Here is a 16,785-nt window from a genome sequence, read left to right as displayed (position 1 = left end):
CAGGTGGGGCAACGGCGCCCGGCGCTCGGCGTGCCGTCCGGCCGGAGCCCGCACGCACTGCCCCATCCGCACACCGCGCGCTTCACGCGCACCGCCGCGAGAGCGGTGGACAAGAGAAGAGGGAGGACCGCAGCCGATGGCGAGAGCCGCCTCCCGAGACAGCCTCCTCGAGCTGCTCACCCCGGTCGTCGCCGGCGCCGGGTGCGACCTCGAGGACGTCGTCGTGACCCCCGCCGGCCGCCGCCGCCTCGTCCGTGTCGTCGTCGACCGGGACGAGGGGCTTCCGCTGGACGTCGTGGCCGACGTGTCCACGGCCGTCTCCGCCGCGCTGGACGAGGCGGACGCGCTGGGCGACGCGCCGTACGTCCTCGAGGTCACCAGCCCCGGGGTCTCCCGCCCGCTCACCGAGCCGCGCCACTGGCGGCGTGCCGCCGGCCGCCTGGTCGAGGTGCCGCTCGCCGCAGGCGGCGCGCCCCTGGTCGGGCGCGTCGTGTCCGCGAGCGAGGAGGGCGTCGTCCTCGACGTCGGCGGCAGCGAGCGCGAGCTGGCGTACGCCGAGCTCGGCCCCGGCCGGGTGCAGGTCGAGTTCTCCCGCAAGGGTGACGACGAGCTCGAGGCGCTCGACGGCGGCAGCGACGACAGCGACGGCGACAGCGACGACAGCGGCAGCGACGACACCGACGACACCGACGACACCGACGACACCGACGAGGAGGCGTAGTGGACATCGACATGGCAGCCCTGCGCGGGCTCGTGCGCGAGAAGGAGGTGTCGTTCGACCTGCTGGTGCACGCCATCGAGCAGGCCCTGCTCGTCGCGTACCAGCGCACGGAGGGGCACGCACCCCGCGCCCGCGTCGAGCTCGACCGCACCACCGGCCACGTCACGGTCTGGGCGCGCGAGGAGGCTCCCGAGGGAGCCGACCCCGCGCAGGCGCGCGAGTACGACGACACCCCCACCGGCTTCGGCCGGATCGCCGCGACCACCGCCAAGCAGGTCATCCTGCAGCGGCTGCGCGAGGCCGAGGACGAGCAGACGCTGGGGGAGTTCTCCGGCAAGGAGGGCGACATCGTCTCCGGGGTCATCCAGCAGGGGCGCAACCCCGCCGACGTCTACGTCGACCTCGGCAAGGTCGAGGCGCTGCTGCCCCCGCACGAGCAGGTCCCCGGGGAGCGCTACGAGCACGGCTCGCGGATCCGCTGCTACGTGGTCGCCGTGCGCAAGGGCCCGAAGGGGCCGCAGATCGCGCTCAGCCGCACCCATCCGGGCCTGGTCAAGAAGCTCTTCGCCCTCGAGGCCCCCGAGGTCGCCGACGGCAGCGTCGAGATCGTCGCGGTCGCGCGCGAGGCCGGGCACCGGACCAAGATCGCCGTCCGTGCCACCCGGCCGGGGCTCAACGCGAAGGGCGCCTGCATCGGCCCGATGGGGTCCCGGGTCCGTGCCGTGATGTCCGAGCTGCACGGCGAGAAGATCGACATCGTCGACTGGGTCGAGGACCCGGCACGATTCGTCGCCAGCGCCCTGTCCCCGGCCCGGGTGACGTCGGTCAAGGTCGTGGACCCGGAGGCGCGGTCGGCCCGCGTCGTGGTGCCCGACTACCAGCTCTCGCTGGCGATCGGCAAGGAAGGGCAGAACGCCCGGCTCGCCGCGCGGCTCACCGGGTGGCGCATCGACATCCGCAGCGACGCGGCCCCCGACCAGCCCGCCGACCAGCTGCGCCCGCGCCCCGGCGCTGCGCCGGCCGGCTCCTGACCGTCCGGGGCGCCGGCCCACAGCCGGCGCCCGTCGCGCCGCGACGAGGAGTAGACTGGCCTGTGGCTGGTCGCACGATCCCCCAACGCACCTGTGTCGGGTGCCGCAGGCGTGCGCCCAAGTCGGAGCTGATCCGCGTCGTGGAGGCCGAGGGCGCTTGCGTCCCCGACGTCCGCGGGCGGCTACCCGGACGGGGTGCGTACGTGCACCCCGACCAGGAGTGCCTCGATGTCGCCGAGCGTCGACGGGCGTTTTCCCGGGCCCTGCGGGCCCAGGGGCCGCTCGACTGCTCGGAGCTACGGGCAGCGGTCGGCGCCCTCGCCCGGTCCCAACGGGCCGAGCCGGCGACGGCCGTGCGCAGTGCAACGCAGGAAGAGCCCCGTCAGGAAGCAGGTCGAGAAGCGATGAGCGCTCGATGAGCACCCAGCGATGACCATGTACGTGGACTAGCGGCCCACCCCTGCGAAGGGGCCCGGGCCGAAAGAGGAGAGCAGTGGCAAAGGTCCGGGTCTACGAACTCGCCAAGGAGTTCGGCGTAGAGAGCAAGGTCGTCCTGTCCAAGCTCCAGGAGATGGGCGAGTTCGTCCGCTCCGCGTCCTCGACCATCGAGGCACCCGTCGTTCGCAAGCTCAAGGACGCGTTCCCCGGCGGTGGCTCCGGGAGCACCGACGGCGCGTCCGCGAGCCGTCCCACCCCGACGCCGGGCCCCGGCCCGCGTCCGACCCCGGGCAACCTGGGCGGTCCCCGTCCGGGACCGCGCCCCGCCCCGGCCGCACCCGCCGCACCGAGCGCGCCCGCCTCACCCGCGGCGCCCAGCGCGCCCGCCGCCGGCGCCCCGCGCCCGGCCGCGCCCGCCCCCAGCCCGGCCCCCGGCTCGGCTGCGCCCGCCCCCGGGCCGCGCCCGCAGCCGGCGTCCCCGGCCGCCCCCGCGGCACCCGCCGCGCCGTCGACGCCCGCGGCGCCGACGACCCCCGCGTTCGCCCCGGCGGCCTCGGCCGCCCCGACCGCCCCCACCGGCCCGCGCCCCGGCGCCCCGCGCCCGGGTGCGCCTGCCGCCCCTGGTGCTCCGGCGGCTCCTGGCTCCGGCCCGCGCCCTGGTGCCCCTGGTGCCCCTGGTGCACCGAGCGCACCTGGTGCACCGAGCGCACCCGGTGCACCGAGCGCTCCCGGCTCCCGTCCGGCCGCTCCCGGCTCGGCCGGTCGTCCCGGCCCGGGCGGCGCCGCACCGCGCCCGGGTGCCCCCGGCGCACGTCCGGCTGCTCCCGGCCCACGCCCGGGCGGCCCGCGTCCGGGCAACAACCCCTTCAGCTCGGGTGGTAGCACCGGGATGCAGCGCCCCGGCGCCCCGCGCCCGGGCAACAACCCGTACTCCACCGGCGGCAGCACCGGCATGCCGCGCCCGGGTGGCGCCGGCGCTCCCGGCATGCCGCGCCCGGGTGGCACGGCCGGCCCGCGCCCGACCCCGGGCCCGCGCCCGGGTGGCACCGCCGGCCCCGGTGGCCCCCGTCCCAACCCCGGCATGATGCCGCCCCGACCGCAGCGCCCGGCCGGCCCCGGTGGCGCCGGCCGCCCCGGTGCCCCCGGCCGCGGCGGCGCTCCCGGCCGTCCCGGTGCTCCGGGCGGCGCAGGGCGTCCCGGTGGCGGCGGCGGCGGCTACGCCGGCCGTCCCGGCGGCGGTGGCCCCGGTGCCGGTGGCGGCGGCGGCTTCGCCGGTCGTCCCGGTGGTGGCGGCGGCGGCCCCCGTGGCCGTGGCGGCACGGCCGGTGCGTTCGGCCGTCCGGGCGGGCGCCCGGCCCGTGGGCGCAAGTCGAAGAAGCAGCGCCGTCAAGAGTTCGACAACATGCAGGCGCCGAGCATCGGCGGCGTGCAGGTCCCCCGTGGCGACGGCTCGACGCCCGTCCGCCTGCGCCGGGGCGCCTCGTTGACGGACTTCGCGGAGAAGATCAACGCCAACCCGGCCTCGCTGGTCACCGTGCTGTTCCGCCTCGGCGAGATGGCGACGGCGACCCAGTCGCTCGACGAGGACACGTTCCGCCTGCTCGGCTCCGAGCTCGGCTTCGACGTGCAGATCGTCAGCCCCGAGGACGAGGACCGCGAGCTGCTCGAGTCCTTCGACATCGGCGGCGAGTTCGACGACGACGAGGAGGACCTCGCCCCGCGGCCGCCGGTCGTCACGGTCATGGGCCACGTCGACCACGGCAAGACCCGCCTGCTGGACGCGATCCGCAAGACCAACGTGCAGGCCCGTGAGGCCGGTGGCATCACCCAGCACGTCGGTGCCTACCAGGTCGTCCACGAGCACGAGGGCGTCGAGCGGGCCATCACGTTCATCGACACCCCGGGCCACGAGACCTTCACGGCCATGCGTGCCCGCGGTGCCAAGACGACGGACATCGTCATCCTCGTGGTGGCGGCGGACGACGGCGTGATGCCCCAGACGATCGAGGCGCTCAACCACGCCCAGGCGGCGGACGTCCCGATCGTGGTCGCGGTCAACAAGATCGACAAGGAGGGCGCGGACCCGGCGAAGGCTCGTGGCCAGCTCACCGAGTACGGCCTGGTCGCCGAGGAGTACGGCGGCGAGACGATGTTCGTCGACGTCTCGGCGCTGTCCGGCATCGGCATCGACGACCTGCTCGAGGCGGTCCTGCTCACCGCGGACGCCGCCCTCGAGCTGGTCGCCAACCCGACGGCCGACGCCCGCGGCACCGCGATCGAGGCGCGCCTCGACCGTGGCCGTGGCCCCGTGGCGACCGTGCTCGTGCAGCGCGGCACGCTCCGGGTCGGCGACGCGATCGTCTGCGGCGACGCCTACGGCCGCGTCCGGGCCCTGCTCGACGAGAACGGCGACCCGATCGACGAGGCGGGCCCGTCCCGTCCGGCGCAGGTCCTCGGCCTCACGTCCGTGCCCGGCGCCGGTGACACCTTCCTGGTGGCGCCGGAGGACCGGATCGCCCGGCAGATCGCCGAGCGTCGTGCGGCGGCCGAGCGCAATGCTCTGCTGGCCCGCTCCCGCAAGCGCGTCAGCCTCGAGGACTTCCTCGAGCGCAGCAAGGTCGAGACGCTCAACCTGATCCTCAAGGGCGACGTCTCCGGCTCGGTCGAGGCCCTGGAGGACGCCCTCCTGCAGCTCGACGTCGGCGACGAGGTCGACCTGCGGATCATCGACCGCGGCGTGGGCGCGATCACCGAGAACAACGTCATGCTCGCCGTGGCGTCGGACGCGGTCATCATCGGCTTCAACGTCCGGCCCGAGGGCAAGGCGCGCGAGCTGTCCGAGCGCGAGGGCGTGGACGTCCGCTACTACTCGGTCATCTACCAGGCGATCGAGGAGGTCGAGGCAGCGCTCAAGGGCCTGCTGAAGCCGGAGTACGAGGAGGCCCAGCTCGGCACGGCGGAGATCCGCGAGGTCTACCGCTCGAGCAAGTTCGGCAACATCGCCGGCTGCCTGGTCCGCTCCGGGGAGATCCGCCGCAACTCCAAGGCCCGCCTCATCCGGGACGGCGTCGTGGTGGCGGACAACCTGCAGATCCAGTCGCTGCGCCGTTTCAAGGACGACGCGACGGAGGTCCGCGAGGGCTTCGAGTGCGGTATCGGCCTCGGGTCGTTCAACGACATCAAGGTCGATGACGTCATCGAGACCTTCGAGATGCGCGAGAAGCCGCGCGTCTGAGGCTCCGGCCAGGATGCGGAGGCCGCCCGCCAGCGGGCGGCCTCCGCATCACCCGGCGCGTCAGAGGGCATGATCGTCAGTCCACCAGCAGGCGGAGAACCCGGCCCACTGGTGGACTGTCGTCTTTCACGGGAGGGGAGGGGGAGGCCGTGTTCGTCGGAACGCTCCGCCTGGACCTGCTGCTCGGTGACGTCCACTCGCTCAAGGCCAAGCGCTCGGTCGTGCGGCCCATCGTCGCCGAGCTGGCCCGCAAGTTCGGGGTCTCGGTGGCCGAGGCCGGTGCGCTGGACCTGCACCGGCGGGCGGTCGTCGGCGTCGCCGTGGTGGCGGCGGACGCGCGCCACTGCCGCGAGGTGCTCGAGTCCTGCGAGCGGCTCGTGGCCGGCCGGCCCGAGGTCGACCTGCTCTCCGCCCAGCACCGCGTCCTGCGCCCCGAGGACGACCTGGCCGCCGTCGAGGACGCGTACCCCGACGGCGGCTGACCCTGTCAGACCGGTTCTCTTCGACCCACGGAAGAGCCTTCAGGAAGGAGCCCGGCCATGGTTGACGCGGCACGTGCGCGCAAGCTTGGTGACCGCATCCGAGTGATCGTCGCGGAGATGCTCGAGACCCGGGTCAAGGACCCGCGCCTCGGGTTCGTGACCGTGACCGACGTCCGGATGACCGGCGACCTCCAGCAGGCGGAGATCTTCTACACGGTCTACGGGTCGGACGAGGAGCGGGCGGCGACGGCGGCGGCGCTGGAGAGCGCCAAGGGCGTGCTGCGCAGCGAGGTCGGCCGGCAGACCGGCGTCCGGCACACCCCGACCCTCACCTTCACCGCGGACGCCATCCCGGAGAACGCCAAGCACATCGAGGACCTGCTGGCCCGCGCCGCCGCGGCGGACGCCGAGGTGTCCCGGGTCGCCGCCGGGGCGACCTACGCCGCGGGGCCGGACGCGTACCGGACCAAGGACGACGAGGACGCGGAGTAGCGGCCTTGACGTCCCCCGGCCCAGGGGCCTCGCCGCCGGACGGGAACGGCGCGGCCGCGGCGCCCGGCACGCCTGCCGACGTGCTCGGCACGGTGGCCGGCCTCCTGCGGGAGGCCGGCCCGGTCGTGCTCCTGGCGCACGTCAGCCCGGACGCGGACGCGCTCGGCTCGGCGCTGGCCGTCGCCCACGCGCTGCGCGAGCTGGGCCGCCCCTGCCAGGTGTCCTGGGGGGACGACCCGTTCGAGGTGCCGCGTGCGCTGCGCGCGCTGCCCGGCGCCGGGCCGGAGGACGGCTTCCTCGTGCCCCCGTCGCGGCTCGCCGCCAGCGGCGCGGTGACGGTCGCGTTCGACTGCGCCCGGGCCGACCGGCTGGGTGTCCTCGCGCCGGTCCTGGACAGCTCGCAGGTGGCGGTGGCCTTCGACCACCACAGCAGCCACGAGCCGTTCGCCGCGGTCCGGCTCGTCGACCCCGCCGCGGCCGCGACGACCGTGCTGGCGGCGGGGCTGATCGACGCGCTCGGCGTCGAGCTGACGCCGGCCATCGCGGCCTGCCTCTACGCCGGCCTCGTCACCGACACCGGGTCCTTCCGGTTCTCCAACACCCGGCCGGACACCCTGCGCTTCGCCGCACGGCTGCTCGACGTCGGGTTCGACCACTCGGCGCTCGTCCGGTCGCTGGTCGACGACGTGCCGGCATCCTTCCTGCCCGTGCTCGGGGCGGCACTGGAACGGGTCGTGCTCGACGGGCACGCGCTCGCCGGGGCCGGCCTCGTGACCGCGGTCGTCCCCGGGCAGGCCCGGCGGGACGCCGGCCTCGCGGTCGACGACGTGACGCCGGTCCTCGACACCGTGCGGCGGGCCGAGGAGGCCGACGTGGCCTGCGTGCTCTACGAGGACGACCCCGGCACCTGGCGCGTCTCGCTGCGCTCCAAGGGCCGGGTCGACGTGTCCCGCGCTGCGGTGTCGCTGGGCGGCGGCGGTCACCGGGCCGCAGCGGGGCTCACCGCCCACGGGAGCGCGGACGATGTGCTCGGGCGGGTCCGCGAGGCTCTGGAGGCCGCGCTCTGACGGCCGGGCGGCTGCCGTCACTCGTCGTCCTGCACCCGGGCTCCCTGCACCAGCACGTCCTCCACCGGGGCCGGCTGCGCGCGGCCTCCGGCCGCTGACCCGGCCCTCAGGCCAGGCTGTCGACCACCAGGATCAGCCCGCCCAGGCAGCCCACGCCCGCCGCGGCGATCGCGCCGGCCTGCGCCCCCGGCGACAGCTCGAGCCGGCGTACGAGCACTACCGTCGCCGCCAGCCAGAGCACCGTCAGGGCCAGGAAGAGCCACGCCATGCGGGCGAGTCTCCCAGGTGCCGGCCGGGGCCCGCCCCCCTTCCGTCGGCCGGACGGCCGGCTCGCCCACGGCCGCCGAGCCCGAGGCGCCTGCCGCGCGCAGGCCGCGGCGGTGCCGTGCCAGCGGAGGCGACGCGGGCGCCGGTGACGCCGTCGCACCAGCGGTAGTGCAGCCTGGCGTGGCCGAATCGTCGGCCGGGAGTTACAAGCACCGAGCAACCGGGGAGTCGATCCAAGGTGACCTCTGCCTTCCCCCACGCCTCCGGGCGGCCCCACGTCGTGGTCATCGGAGCCGGGTTCGCCGGGCTCAACGCGGTCCACGAGCTGCGCGGCGCCCCGGTCGACATCACGATCATCGACCGGAACAACTTCCACACCTTCCAGCCGCTGCTCTATCAGGTGGCGACCTCCTACCTGCCGCCGGAGCAGGTCGGCTCCACGATCCGGACGATCTTCCGTCGGCAGAAGAACGTCAAGGTGCGGGTCGGAGAGGTCTCCGGCGTCGAGTGGGACACGCAGACGGTCGAGCTCACGGACGGGACGACCGTCCCCTACGACTACCTGGTGCTCGCCGCGGGCGCGACGACCAATTTCTTCGGCATCCCCGGAATGGACGAGCACGCGTACCCGCTCTACACGATGAGCGACGCCGTACGCCTCCGGCTGCACCTGCTCGAGGAGATCGAGCAGGCGGCGCGGGACCGGAGCTCGGACCGCTCGCACGAGACGGTGGTCGTGGTCGGCGGCGGCCCCACCGGCGTGGAGACGGCCGGCTCGCTCGCCGAGATGAGCTGCCACCACATCGGCGGCGAGGTGGACCTGCGGGTGGTCCTGGTCGAGATGATGCCCCGGCTGCTCAACACGTTCAGCGAGCAGTCCGGTGAGCAGACGCTCAAGGACCTGCGCAAACGCGGCGTCGAGATCCTGCTCAACACCTCGGTGAAGTCGGCGGACGAGAAGGGCGTCGAGCTCAGCGACGGCCAGCGCATCGAGACGCGCACCGTCGTGTGGGGCGCGGGCGTGCAGGCCAGCCCGCTGGGCCGCAAGCTCGGCCTCGAGCTCGGGCGCGGCGGCTCGATCGTCGTCGAGCCGGACCTGCGGGTGCCGGGCCGGGACAACGTCTTCGCCATCGGCGACATCGCCTCCCCGAAGCGGCCCGAGGGCGCCCGCCCGTTCCCGCTGGTGGCGCCCAACGCCATCCAGCAGGGCAAGCACACCGGCAAGCAGATCGCCAAGCTCGTCGCCGGCCAGCAGCCTGCGCCGTTCGAGTACTTCGACAAGGGGATCCTGGCCGTCATCGCCAAGGGCGACGCCGTCGCGGAGCTGCCGTTGCCCGGCAGCAGCGGCAAGCGGATCAAGGCGAAGGGCTTCCCGGCCTGGGCGCTCTGGGCCGGCGTGCACATCGTCTACCTGGTCGGCTTCCGCAACCGGCTCAAGACGCTGACCGACTGGGTCTACAACTTCGGCCTCGGCAGCGGCGGCGGCGGGATCCTCGTCCGCGCCTCGCGCGGGGGCAAGGTCGACTCGCCCTGACCTCGACGCGGCCCGCACCAGGACTCGGTCACGTGCAGGCGACAATGTGCCCGTGACCGAGACCGCGCCCGAGGGCATCGTCGTCGTCGACAAGCCCGGCGGCTGGACGTCGCACGACGTCGTGGGCCGCATGCGCCGGCTCGCCGGGACCCGCCGCGTCGGGCACGCCGGCACGCTGGACCCGATGGCCACGGGCGTGCTCGTGCTGGGCGTGGGGCGGGCCACGCGCCTGCTCGGCCACCTCGCGGGGGCCGACAAGGCGTACTCGGCGACGGTCCGGCTGGGGCAGGCGACCACCACCGACGACGCGGAGGGCGAGCCGGCCGGCGGCGCCCCGGCCGGGGACGTGCCGGCCGAGACGCTCCTTGAGGCCGTCGCGGCGCTCACCGGTGACATCGAGCAGGTCCCCAGCTCGGTCAGCGCGATCAAGGTCAACGGCAAGCGGGCGTACGCGCTGGCCCGGGCGGGCGAGGAGGTCCAGCTCGCCGCGCGGCCCGTCACCGTGTCCGCGTTCGTCGTGGGGGAGTCCCGGCGCTCGGACGACGGGGCGCTGCTCGACCTCGACGTCGAGGTCGCGTGCACCAGCGGCACGTACGTCCGCGCCCTGGCCCGCGACCTCGGACGCGCGCTCGGGGTGGGCGGCCACCTGACGATGCTGCGGCGCACCCGCGTCGGCCCGTGGACGCTTGAGGACGCCCGCACCCTCGAGAAGCTCGAGGAGCAGGTGGACGTCCTGCCGATGGCCGCCGCCGCGGGGCGTGCCTTCCCCCGCCGTGAGGTCGGCGCGGAGGACGCGGCCCGGCTCGCCCACGGCGCGCTGCTCCCGGCCGAGGGCACGGCGGGGCCGGTGGCGGTCTTCGGCCCGGACGGCGCCTTCCTGGCCCTGGTCGAGGAGCGCGGCGGGCGCGCCAGGCCGCTCGCGGTGTTCGCGGCCGCCTGACCCGGCCCGCCGGGCGCGCGCGGGGCGTCTGGCAGGCTGCACCGCGTGCAGGTCTGGCATGGGCTCGGAGCGATCCCCTCCGACTGGGGCCCTTCGGTCGTCTCCATCGGTGTCTTCGACGGCGTGCACCGCGGCCACCGCGCCGTGGTCGGCCGGGCGGTCGCCCGCAGCCGTTCGGCGCACATCCCGGCGGTCGTGGTGACCTTCGACCCGCACCCGCTGGACGTGCTGCGCCCGCAGATCGCGCCCAAGCAGCTGACGACCGTCGCGCACCGGGCCGCCCTGCTCGGCGACCTCGGCGTGGACGCGGTGTGCGTCCTGCCCTTCGACGCCGAGCTGGCCTCCTGGTCCCCGGAGCAGTTCGTCGGGCGCGTGCTGGTCGACGCGCTGCACGCCGCGGAGGTCGTGGTGGGGGCGGACTTCCGGTTCGGGCACAAGGCCGCGGGCGACGCCGCGCTGCTGTCGACCCTGGGCGCGAGGTCCGGGTTCACCGTCTGCCCGGTCGGCCTGGTGGAGGAGGCGGGCCACCGCTGGTCCTCCACCTTCGTCCGCGACCGGGTCGCGCTCGGCGAGGTGGAGGCGGCGGCGCGCGCGCTCGACCGGCCGCACCGGGTGGAGGGCGTCGTCGTCCACGGGGACAAGCGGGGCCGCGAGCTCGGCTACCCGACGGCCAACCTCGACGTGCCGGCGCGCACCGTGGTGCCGGCCGACGGCGTCTACGCCGGCTGGCTGGTCCGCGGGCTCCCGCACAACCTCTCCGCCGAGGGCGAGACCCGGCTGCCCGCCGCGATCTCCATCGGCACCAACCCCACGTTCGGCGGCGAGAAGCGCCGGGTGGAGGCGTACGTCCTGGACCGGACCGACCTCGACCTGTACGGCGAGCACGTGGCCGTCGACTTCGTGGGCCGGGTCCGCGACACCGAGAAGTTCGCCGGAGTCGAGGAGCTGGTCGCGCAGATGGCGCTCGACGTCGACCGGGTGCGCGAGCTGCTGCGCTGAGCGGCCGGTGGCGGGACGCACGGTCACCGGCTGGTAGCCTCGAAGTTGCCGTGTGAACCGGCCGCGGACTCGAGAGCGCCCCGAAGGATCAGCCCGGGGCACCGCGCAGCGAACCCCCGGAAGGAGCCCTGTGTCCCTCGACGCAGCGACGAAGAAGAAGATCCTCGACGAGTACTCCCTGACGCCGGGCGACACCGGCTCGCCGGAGGCCCAGGTGGCGCTGCTCAGCCAGCGCATCCGTGACCTCACGGAGCACCTCAAGACCCACAAGCACGACCACCACAGCCGCCGTGGCCTGCTGCTCCTGGTCGGCCGTCGCCGCCGCCTGCTGCAGTACCTGGCGAAGAAGGACATCAACCGCTACCGCTCGCTCATCGAGCGGCTCGGCCTGCGCCGATAGCGGCCCCGAGGGGAGTGGCCATCCGGTCGCTCCCCTCGCTGCTTCGCGGGGCCGACCCCGCGAGCGCACCCCCAACGCCCAGCCCGTGGGCGGGACGCACGACGAGGACGTCGACGTCGGTCCTCGGTAGTGGCCTCCGGAGCGGCAGAGCAGCTCCGGGCGCTTCTCTCGAAGACCGGCCCCCGACACCTTCCGTGCCTCCTGCTCCCCACACGAACAGGAGGACCCGTGGAGGGTTCCGACATCACGACGGCCACCGCCGTCATCGACAACGGCCGCTTCGGCAAGCGCACCGTCCGGTTCGAGACCGGGCGCCTCGCCCGCCAGGCCGCCGGCTCCGCCGTGGCGTACCTCGACGAAGAGACGATGCTGCTCTCGGCGACGACCGCGTCCAAGAGCCCGAAGGAGCAGTTCGACTTCTTCCCGCTCACCGTCGACGTCGAGGAGCGGATGTACGCCGCGGGCCGCATCCCCGGCTCGTTCTTCCGCCGGGAGGGCCGCCCCAGCGAGGACGCGATCCTCACCTGCCGCCTCATCGACCGGCCGCTGCGCCCGTCCTTCGTCAAGGGCCTGCGCAACGAGATCCAGGTCGTCGTCACGGTCATGGCGCTCAACCCGAACGACCTCTACGACGTCGTGGCGATCAACGCCGCGTCGCTGTCGACCCAGCTGGCCGGCCTGCCCTTCAGCGGCCCGATCGGCGCCACCCGCGTTGCCCTCATCGAGGGCCAGTGGGTCGCGTTCCCGACGCACGAGCAGCTCGCCGGCGCCGTGTTCGACATGGTCGTCGCCGGCCGCGTCGTCGGTGACGGTGCCTCGGCAGATGTCGCGATCATGATGGTCGAGGCCGAGGCCACCGACCAGGCCTGGCGCCTGGTCAAGGAGGAGGGCCAGGGCGCTCCCACCGAGGAGATCGTCGCCGAGGGCCTCGAGGCCGCCAAGCCCTTCATCCGCACGCTGTGCGAGGCGCAGTCCGAGGTCGCCGCCAAGGCCGCCAAGGAGACGCGCGAGTTCCCGCTCTACCCGGACTACCAGCCCGACGCCTTCGAGGCCGTCGAGGGCGCGGTGACCGAGGAGCTCTCCGCCGCGCTGACGATCGCCGGCAAGCAGGAGCGCGAGGCCGAGCTCGACCGGGTCAAGGGGCTCGTCAGCGAGCGCCTCGGCGAGCAGTTCGCGGGCCGCGAGAAGGAGCTGTCCGGGGCCTACCGGTCGCTGACCAAGAAGCTCGTCCGCCAGCGCATCCTGCGCGACAAGGTCCGCATCGACGGCCGTGGGCTCGCCGACATCCGGCAGCTCTCGGCCGAGGTCGAGGTCCTCCCGCGCGTGCACGGCTCGGCGCTCTTCGAGCGCGGCGAGACCCAGATCCTGGGGGTCACGACGCTGAACATGCTCCGCATGGAGCAGCAGCTGGACACGCTCTCGCCCGAGACGCGCAAGCGCTACATGCACAACTACAACTTCCCGCCGTACAGCACGGGTGAGACGGGGCGCGTGGGCTCGCCCAAGCGCCGCGAGATCGGCCACGGCGCGCTCGCCGAGCGGGCGCTCGTGCCGGTGCTGCCGACGCGCGAGGAGTTCCCCTACGCGATCCGCCAGGTGTCCGAGGCGCTCGGCTCCAACGGCTCGACGTCGATGGGCTCGGTCTGCGCCTCGACGATGTCGCTGCTCAACGCCGGTGTGCCGCTCAAGGCGCCGGTCGCGGGCATCGCGATGGGCCTGGTCTCGGACGAGGTCGACGGCAAGACCGAGTACGCCGCGCTCACCGACATCCTCGGCGCCGAGGACGCGTTCGGCGACATGGACTTCAAGGTGGCCGGCACCAAGGAGTTCGTGACGGCGATCCAGCTGGACACCAAGCTCGACGGCATCCCCGCGTCGGTGCTCGCGGGTGCGCTGACCCAGGCCCGCGAGGCCCGGCTGCACATCCTCGACGTGATGAACGAGGCCATCGACGTCCCGGACGAGATGTCGCCGTTCGCGCCGCGCATCATCACCGTCAAGATCCCGGTGGACAAGATCGGCGAGGTCATCGGCCCGAAGGGCAAGATGATCAACCAGATCCAGGACGAGACCGGCGCCGAGATCACGATCGAGGACGACGGCACGATCTACATCGGCGCCGTCGACGGCCCGTCCGCCGAGGCCGCGCGCCAGACGATCAACGGCATCGCCAACCCGACGATGCCCGAGATCGGCGAGCGCTACCTCGGCACCGTCGTCAAGACCACGACGTTCGGCGCCTTCGTGTCGCTCGTCCCCGGCCGCGACGGCCTGCTGCACGTCTCCCAGCTGCGCAAGCTGGCCGGCGGCAAGCGGGTCGACAACGTCGAGGACGTCGTCAAGGTCGGCCAGAAGGTCCAGGTCGAGATCGCCGAGATCGACCCGCGCGGCAAGCTCTCGCTCGTGCCGGTCGTCGACGAGGCCGAGGGCGCCGCTGAGGGCGCTTCCGCGGAGGGCACGGCCGACGAGGCCGCGGCCGACTCCAAGGCCTGAGAGTGGCTGCCCGGACGAACGCTCTGCGACCGCAGCGCCCGGGCACCACGCGCACGCTGACCGGGGAGGACGGGAGCGGCGGCACTGTCCGCCGCACCGTCCTCCCCGGCGGTCTGCGCGTCGTGACCGAGGCCCTGCCGGGGGTGCGCTCCGCGACCGTCGGCATCTGGATCGGCGTCGGCTCGCGCGACGAGGCGCCGTCCCTGGCCGGCGCCTCGCACTACCTCGAGCACCTGCTCTTCAAGGGCACGAAGCGGCGCACCGCGCTGGACATCTCCTCGACGATCGACGCGGTCGGCGGCGAGATGAACGCCTTCACCACGAAGGAATACACCTGCTACTACGCGCGGGTCCTCGACGAGGACCTGCCGCTGGCGGTCGACGTGGTGTGCGACCTCGTCACCTCCTCGACCGTCAGCACGGCGGACGTGGAGCAGGAGCGAGGCGTGATCCTCGAAGAGATCGCGATGCACGACGACGACCCGACCGACGCGGTGCACGAGCTCTTCAGCGAGGCGATCTTCGGCGATGCGCCGCTCGGGCGCCCGGTCACCGGCACGGTCGACTCGGTGTCGGCGCTGTCGCGCTCGGCGATCCACGGCTACTACAAGCGGCGCTACAAGCCCTCGGCCATGGTCGTCACGGTGGCGGGCAACGTCGACCACGCCAAGGTCGTCCGCCTGGTCCGCTCCGCCTTCGACAAGGCGGGGGCGCTCGGCGGCGACGACGTGCCGGCCCCGCCGCGCCTGGGCGCCACGAAGGCCCCGCGCGGCCTCGGCGGCACGCGGGTCGAGGAGCGCCGCACGGAGCAGGCGAACCTCGTGCTCGGCGTGCCCGGCGTCTCGCGCACGGACGAGCGCCGCTTCGCCCTCGGCGTGCTGAACGCCGCGCTCGGCGGCGGGATGAGCTCGCGCCTCTTCCAGGAGGTGCGCGAGAAGCGCGGCATGGCGTACTCGGTCTACAGCTACAACGCCCAGTACGCCGACGCGGGAGTCTTCGGCATCTACGCCGGCTGCCTGCCCAAGAAGGTCGACGACGTGCTGGCCGTCTGCCGCGAGCAGCTCGAGCTGGTCGCCGCGAGCGGGATCACCCGCGACGAGCTCGTCCGTGGCCAGGGCCAGCTGCGCGGCGGCCTCGTCCTCGGGCTGGAGGACACCGGCGCCCGGATGAGCCGGCTGGGCAAGGCCGAGCTGGTCTACGGCGAGCTGGCCGGGATCGACGCGGTCCTGGCCCAGATCTCGGCCGTGACGCTCGACGACGTGCAGGCCGTGGCGCAGGACCTGCTGACGGTGACGCCGACGCTCGCCGTCGTCGGCCCGTTCGACGCGGGGCGCGAGTTCTCCGCCGTCGCTTAGCTTCCGCCGCCCTGCGGCACCGCCGCTGCTCCCCCGGCGGTGATCACGGGACTCGGCGCACGGCCCGCCGGTCCGCCGGAGCCGAGCCCCGTGATCACCGCCGGCTCCGCCCGCTGAAGGGGAACGTGACGAGATGACCAGAGTCGCCGTGATCGGCGCCCAGGGCCGCATGGGCGCGACCGCCTGCCGGGCGGTCGAGGCCGCCGACGGGCTGGACCTCGTGGCCCGTCTCGGGCGCGGTGACGACCTCACCCGGCTCCGCGCCGACGGGGTGGACGTCGCGGTGGAGCTCACCCGCCCGGACGCCGTGATGGCGAACCTGCGGTCCTGCGTCGAGCAGGGCATCTCAGTCGTCACGGGCACGTCCGGCTTCACCCCCGAGCGCCTGGACGAGGTGCGCGGCTGGCTGGCCGACGCCCCCGGGGTCGCGGTCCTCGTCGTCCCGAACTTCAGCGTCGGCGCCGTGCTGCTCATGCGCTTCGCCGCGCAGGCGGCCCGCTTCTACGAGTCGGTCGAGATCGTCGAGCTGCACCACCCCGGCAAGGCGGACGCGCCCAGCGGCACCGCCCGCCGCACCGCGGAGCTGGTCGCGGCGGCGCGCGCGGAGGCCGGGCTCCCGCCCATGCCGGACGCCACCACGGAGGCGTTGGACGGCGCCCGCGGCGCGAGCGTCGAGGGCATCCCCGTGCACGCCGTACGCCTGCGCGGGCTCGTCGCGTCCGAGGAGGTCCTGCTCGGCGCACGGGGCGAGACCCTCACCCTGCGCCACGACTCCCACGACCGCGAGGGGTTCATGCCCGGCCTGCTGCTGGCGGTCCGGCGCGTGCGCGAGACCCCGGGCCTGACCGTGGGGCTCGAGGCCTACCTCGACCTGCCGTGAGCGCCCGCCGGACAGCGCTGCTGCTCGCGGCGCTGGTCCTCGTCTACGCGGCCTTCATCGGCTGGCGCGGGGTCGTGCTCGTCGCCGACGGGCGTCCCGCGGCAGTCGTGCTCGGCGTGGCCGTGCTGCTGCTGCCCGTCGTCGGGCTCTGGCTGGTGTGGGCCGAGCTGCGCTTCGGCCGACAGGTCGAGGTGCTCGGCCGCGAGCTCGACGCCGAGGGCGGGCTGCCGGTGGACGACCTGCCGCGCCGCCCCAGCGGCCGGCCCGAGCGAGCGGCCGCCGACGAGCTGTTCGAGCGGCGCAGCGCCGAGGCCAGGGCGTTTCCCGAGGACTGGCGCGCGTGGTTCCGCCTCGCCCTGGCCTACGACGCGGCGGGGGACCGGGCCCGCGCCCGGCGCACGATGCGGCGCGCGATCGCCGTGCACGAGGGCCGCCCCGCCGACTGAGCGCG

The 16,785-nt window shown here is 74.4% G+C and carries 16 protein-coding genes; 15 read left to right on the top strand and 1 reads right to left on the bottom strand.

Going from position 1 to position 16,785, the window contains the following annotated elements:
• Positions 1 to 136 precede the first annotated feature (136 nt).
• The 7 genes from rimP (at position 137) to G9H72_RS04895 (ending at position 7,466) form a co-directional block, all read left to right on the top strand.
• On the top strand, positions 137 to 721 hold the full coding sequence (gene rimP, locus G9H72_RS04925; protein WP_166168387.1) for a ribosome maturation factor RimP: 585 nt from the start codon (positions 137 to 139) through the stop codon (positions 719 to 721).
• The gene (gene nusA, locus G9H72_RS04920) at positions 721 to 1,752 is read left to right on the top strand and encodes a transcription termination factor NusA (RefSeq protein ID WP_166168384.1); all 1,032 of its coding nucleotides are present in this window, start codon (positions 721 to 723) and stop codon (positions 1,750 to 1,752) included. Before rimP ends, nusA begins: the two co-directional genes overlap by 1 nt.
• A gap of 62 nt (positions 1,753 to 1,814) precedes the next feature.
• On the top strand, positions 1,815 to 2,171 hold the full coding sequence (locus G9H72_RS04915; protein WP_166168381.1) for a YlxR family protein: 357 nt from the start codon (positions 1,815 to 1,817) through the stop codon (positions 2,169 to 2,171).
• Between the two features lie 74 nt (positions 2,172 to 2,245).
• Positions 2,246 to 5,425: a translation initiation factor IF-2 gene (gene infB, locus G9H72_RS04910; RefSeq protein ID WP_166168378.1), complete on the top strand. Its 3,180-nt coding sequence runs from the start codon at positions 2,246 to 2,248 to the stop codon at positions 5,423 to 5,425.
• 149 nt (positions 5,426 to 5,574) lie between these two features.
• Complete coding sequence (locus G9H72_RS04905) at positions 5,575 to 5,907, top strand: DUF503 domain-containing protein (protein ID WP_166168375.1); 333 nt, start codon at positions 5,575 to 5,577, stop codon at positions 5,905 to 5,907.
• A 57-nt stretch (positions 5,908 to 5,964) separates the two neighbouring features.
• The gene (gene rbfA / locus G9H72_RS04900) at positions 5,965 to 6,399 is read left to right on the top strand and encodes a 30S ribosome-binding factor RbfA (protein WP_166168372.1); all 435 of its coding nucleotides are present in this window, start codon (positions 5,965 to 5,967) and stop codon (positions 6,397 to 6,399) included.
• Positions 6,400 to 6,404: 5 nt separating this feature from the next.
• Entirely contained in the window at positions 6,405 to 7,466 is a 1,062-nt protein-coding gene (locus G9H72_RS04895; RefSeq protein ID WP_166168369.1) for a DHH family phosphoesterase, read from the top strand.
• Positions 7,467 to 7,572: 106 nt separating this feature from the next.
• On the opposite strand, the gene G9H72_RS04890 is transcribed toward G9H72_RS04895, so the two are convergent.
• Entirely contained in the window at positions 7,573 to 7,734 is a 162-nt protein-coding gene (locus G9H72_RS04890) for a hypothetical protein (RefSeq protein ID WP_166168366.1), read from the bottom strand.
• Positions 7,735 to 7,971: 237 nt separating this feature from the next.
• Here G9H72_RS04890 and G9H72_RS04885 point away from each other — a divergent pair, with 237 nt between their 5' ends.
• The 8 genes from G9H72_RS04885 (at position 7,972) to G9H72_RS04850 (ending at position 16,780) form a co-directional block, all read left to right on the top strand.
• Positions 7,972 to 9,267, top strand: a complete 1,296-nt coding sequence (locus tag G9H72_RS04885; RefSeq protein ID WP_166168363.1) for an NAD(P)/FAD-dependent oxidoreductase — start codon at positions 7,972 to 7,974, stop codon at positions 9,265 to 9,267.
• A 46-nt stretch (positions 9,268 to 9,313) separates the two neighbouring features.
• A complete protein-coding gene (truB, locus tag G9H72_RS04880; protein ID WP_166168360.1) occupies positions 9,314 to 10,207 on the top strand; it encodes a tRNA pseudouridine(55) synthase TruB in 894 nt (297 codons plus the stop codon).
• A gap of 45 nt (positions 10,208 to 10,252) precedes the next feature.
• Positions 10,253 to 11,206 carry a bifunctional riboflavin kinase/FAD synthetase gene (locus G9H72_RS04875; RefSeq protein ID WP_166168357.1) on the top strand — a complete coding sequence of 318 codons (954 nt, stop codon included), beginning with the start codon at positions 10,253 to 10,255 and terminating at the stop codon, positions 11,204 to 11,206.
• Between the two features lie 130 nt (positions 11,207 to 11,336).
• Positions 11,337 to 11,606 carry a 30S ribosomal protein S15 gene (gene rpsO, locus G9H72_RS04870; RefSeq protein WP_166168354.1) on the top strand — a complete coding sequence of 90 codons (270 nt, stop codon included), beginning with the start codon at positions 11,337 to 11,339 and terminating at the stop codon, positions 11,604 to 11,606.
• 228 nt (positions 11,607 to 11,834) lie between these two features.
• Positions 11,835 to 14,099, top strand: coding sequence for a polyribonucleotide nucleotidyltransferase (locus G9H72_RS04865; protein ID WP_166168352.1), 2,265 nt, complete (start codon positions 11,835 to 11,837; stop codon positions 14,097 to 14,099).
• Between the two features lie 2 nt (positions 14,100 to 14,101).
• Positions 14,102 to 15,454 carry a M16 family metallopeptidase gene (locus G9H72_RS04860; RefSeq protein ID WP_331271987.1) on the top strand — a complete coding sequence of 451 codons (1,353 nt, stop codon included), beginning with the start codon at positions 14,102 to 14,104 and terminating at the stop codon, positions 15,452 to 15,454.
• Positions 15,455 to 15,587: 133 nt separating this feature from the next.
• Positions 15,588 to 16,334, top strand: a complete 747-nt coding sequence (gene dapB / locus G9H72_RS04855) for a 4-hydroxy-tetrahydrodipicolinate reductase (RefSeq protein WP_166168350.1) — start codon at positions 15,588 to 15,590, stop codon at positions 16,332 to 16,334.
• Positions 16,331 to 16,780 (top strand): hypothetical protein, encoded by a 450-nt coding sequence (locus tag G9H72_RS04850; RefSeq protein ID WP_166168348.1) that lies wholly within the window; start codon positions 16,331 to 16,333, stop codon positions 16,778 to 16,780. The genes dapB and G9H72_RS04850 overlap by 4 nt, the downstream gene beginning before the upstream one ends.
• The last annotated feature ends 5 nt before the right edge of the window (positions 16,781 to 16,785 follow it).

Source organism: Motilibacter aurantiacus (assembly GCF_011250645.1).
GTDB lineage: Bacteria > Actinomycetota > Actinomycetes > Motilibacterales > Motilibacteraceae > Motilibacter_A > Motilibacter_A aurantiacus.
This window is presented reverse-complemented; position numbering and strand designations above follow the sequence as displayed.

Excerpts from the sequence above, each read along its gene's own strand:
- rimP (WP_166168387.1), top strand. The coding sequence starts at position 137 with ATGGCGAGAGCCGCCTCCCGAGACAGCCTCCTCGAGCTGCTCACCCCG.
- dapB (WP_166168350.1), top strand. The coding sequence starts at position 15,588 with ATGACCAGAGTCGCCGTGATCGGCGCCCAGGGCCGCATGGGCGCGACC.
- rbfA (WP_166168372.1), top strand. The coding sequence starts at position 5,965 with ATGGTTGACGCGGCACGTGCGCGCAAGCTTGGTGACCGCATCCGAGTG.
- G9H72_RS04890 (WP_166168366.1), bottom strand. The coding sequence starts at position 7,734 with ATGGCGTGGCTCTTCCTGGCCCTGACGGTGCTCTGGCTGGCGGCGACG.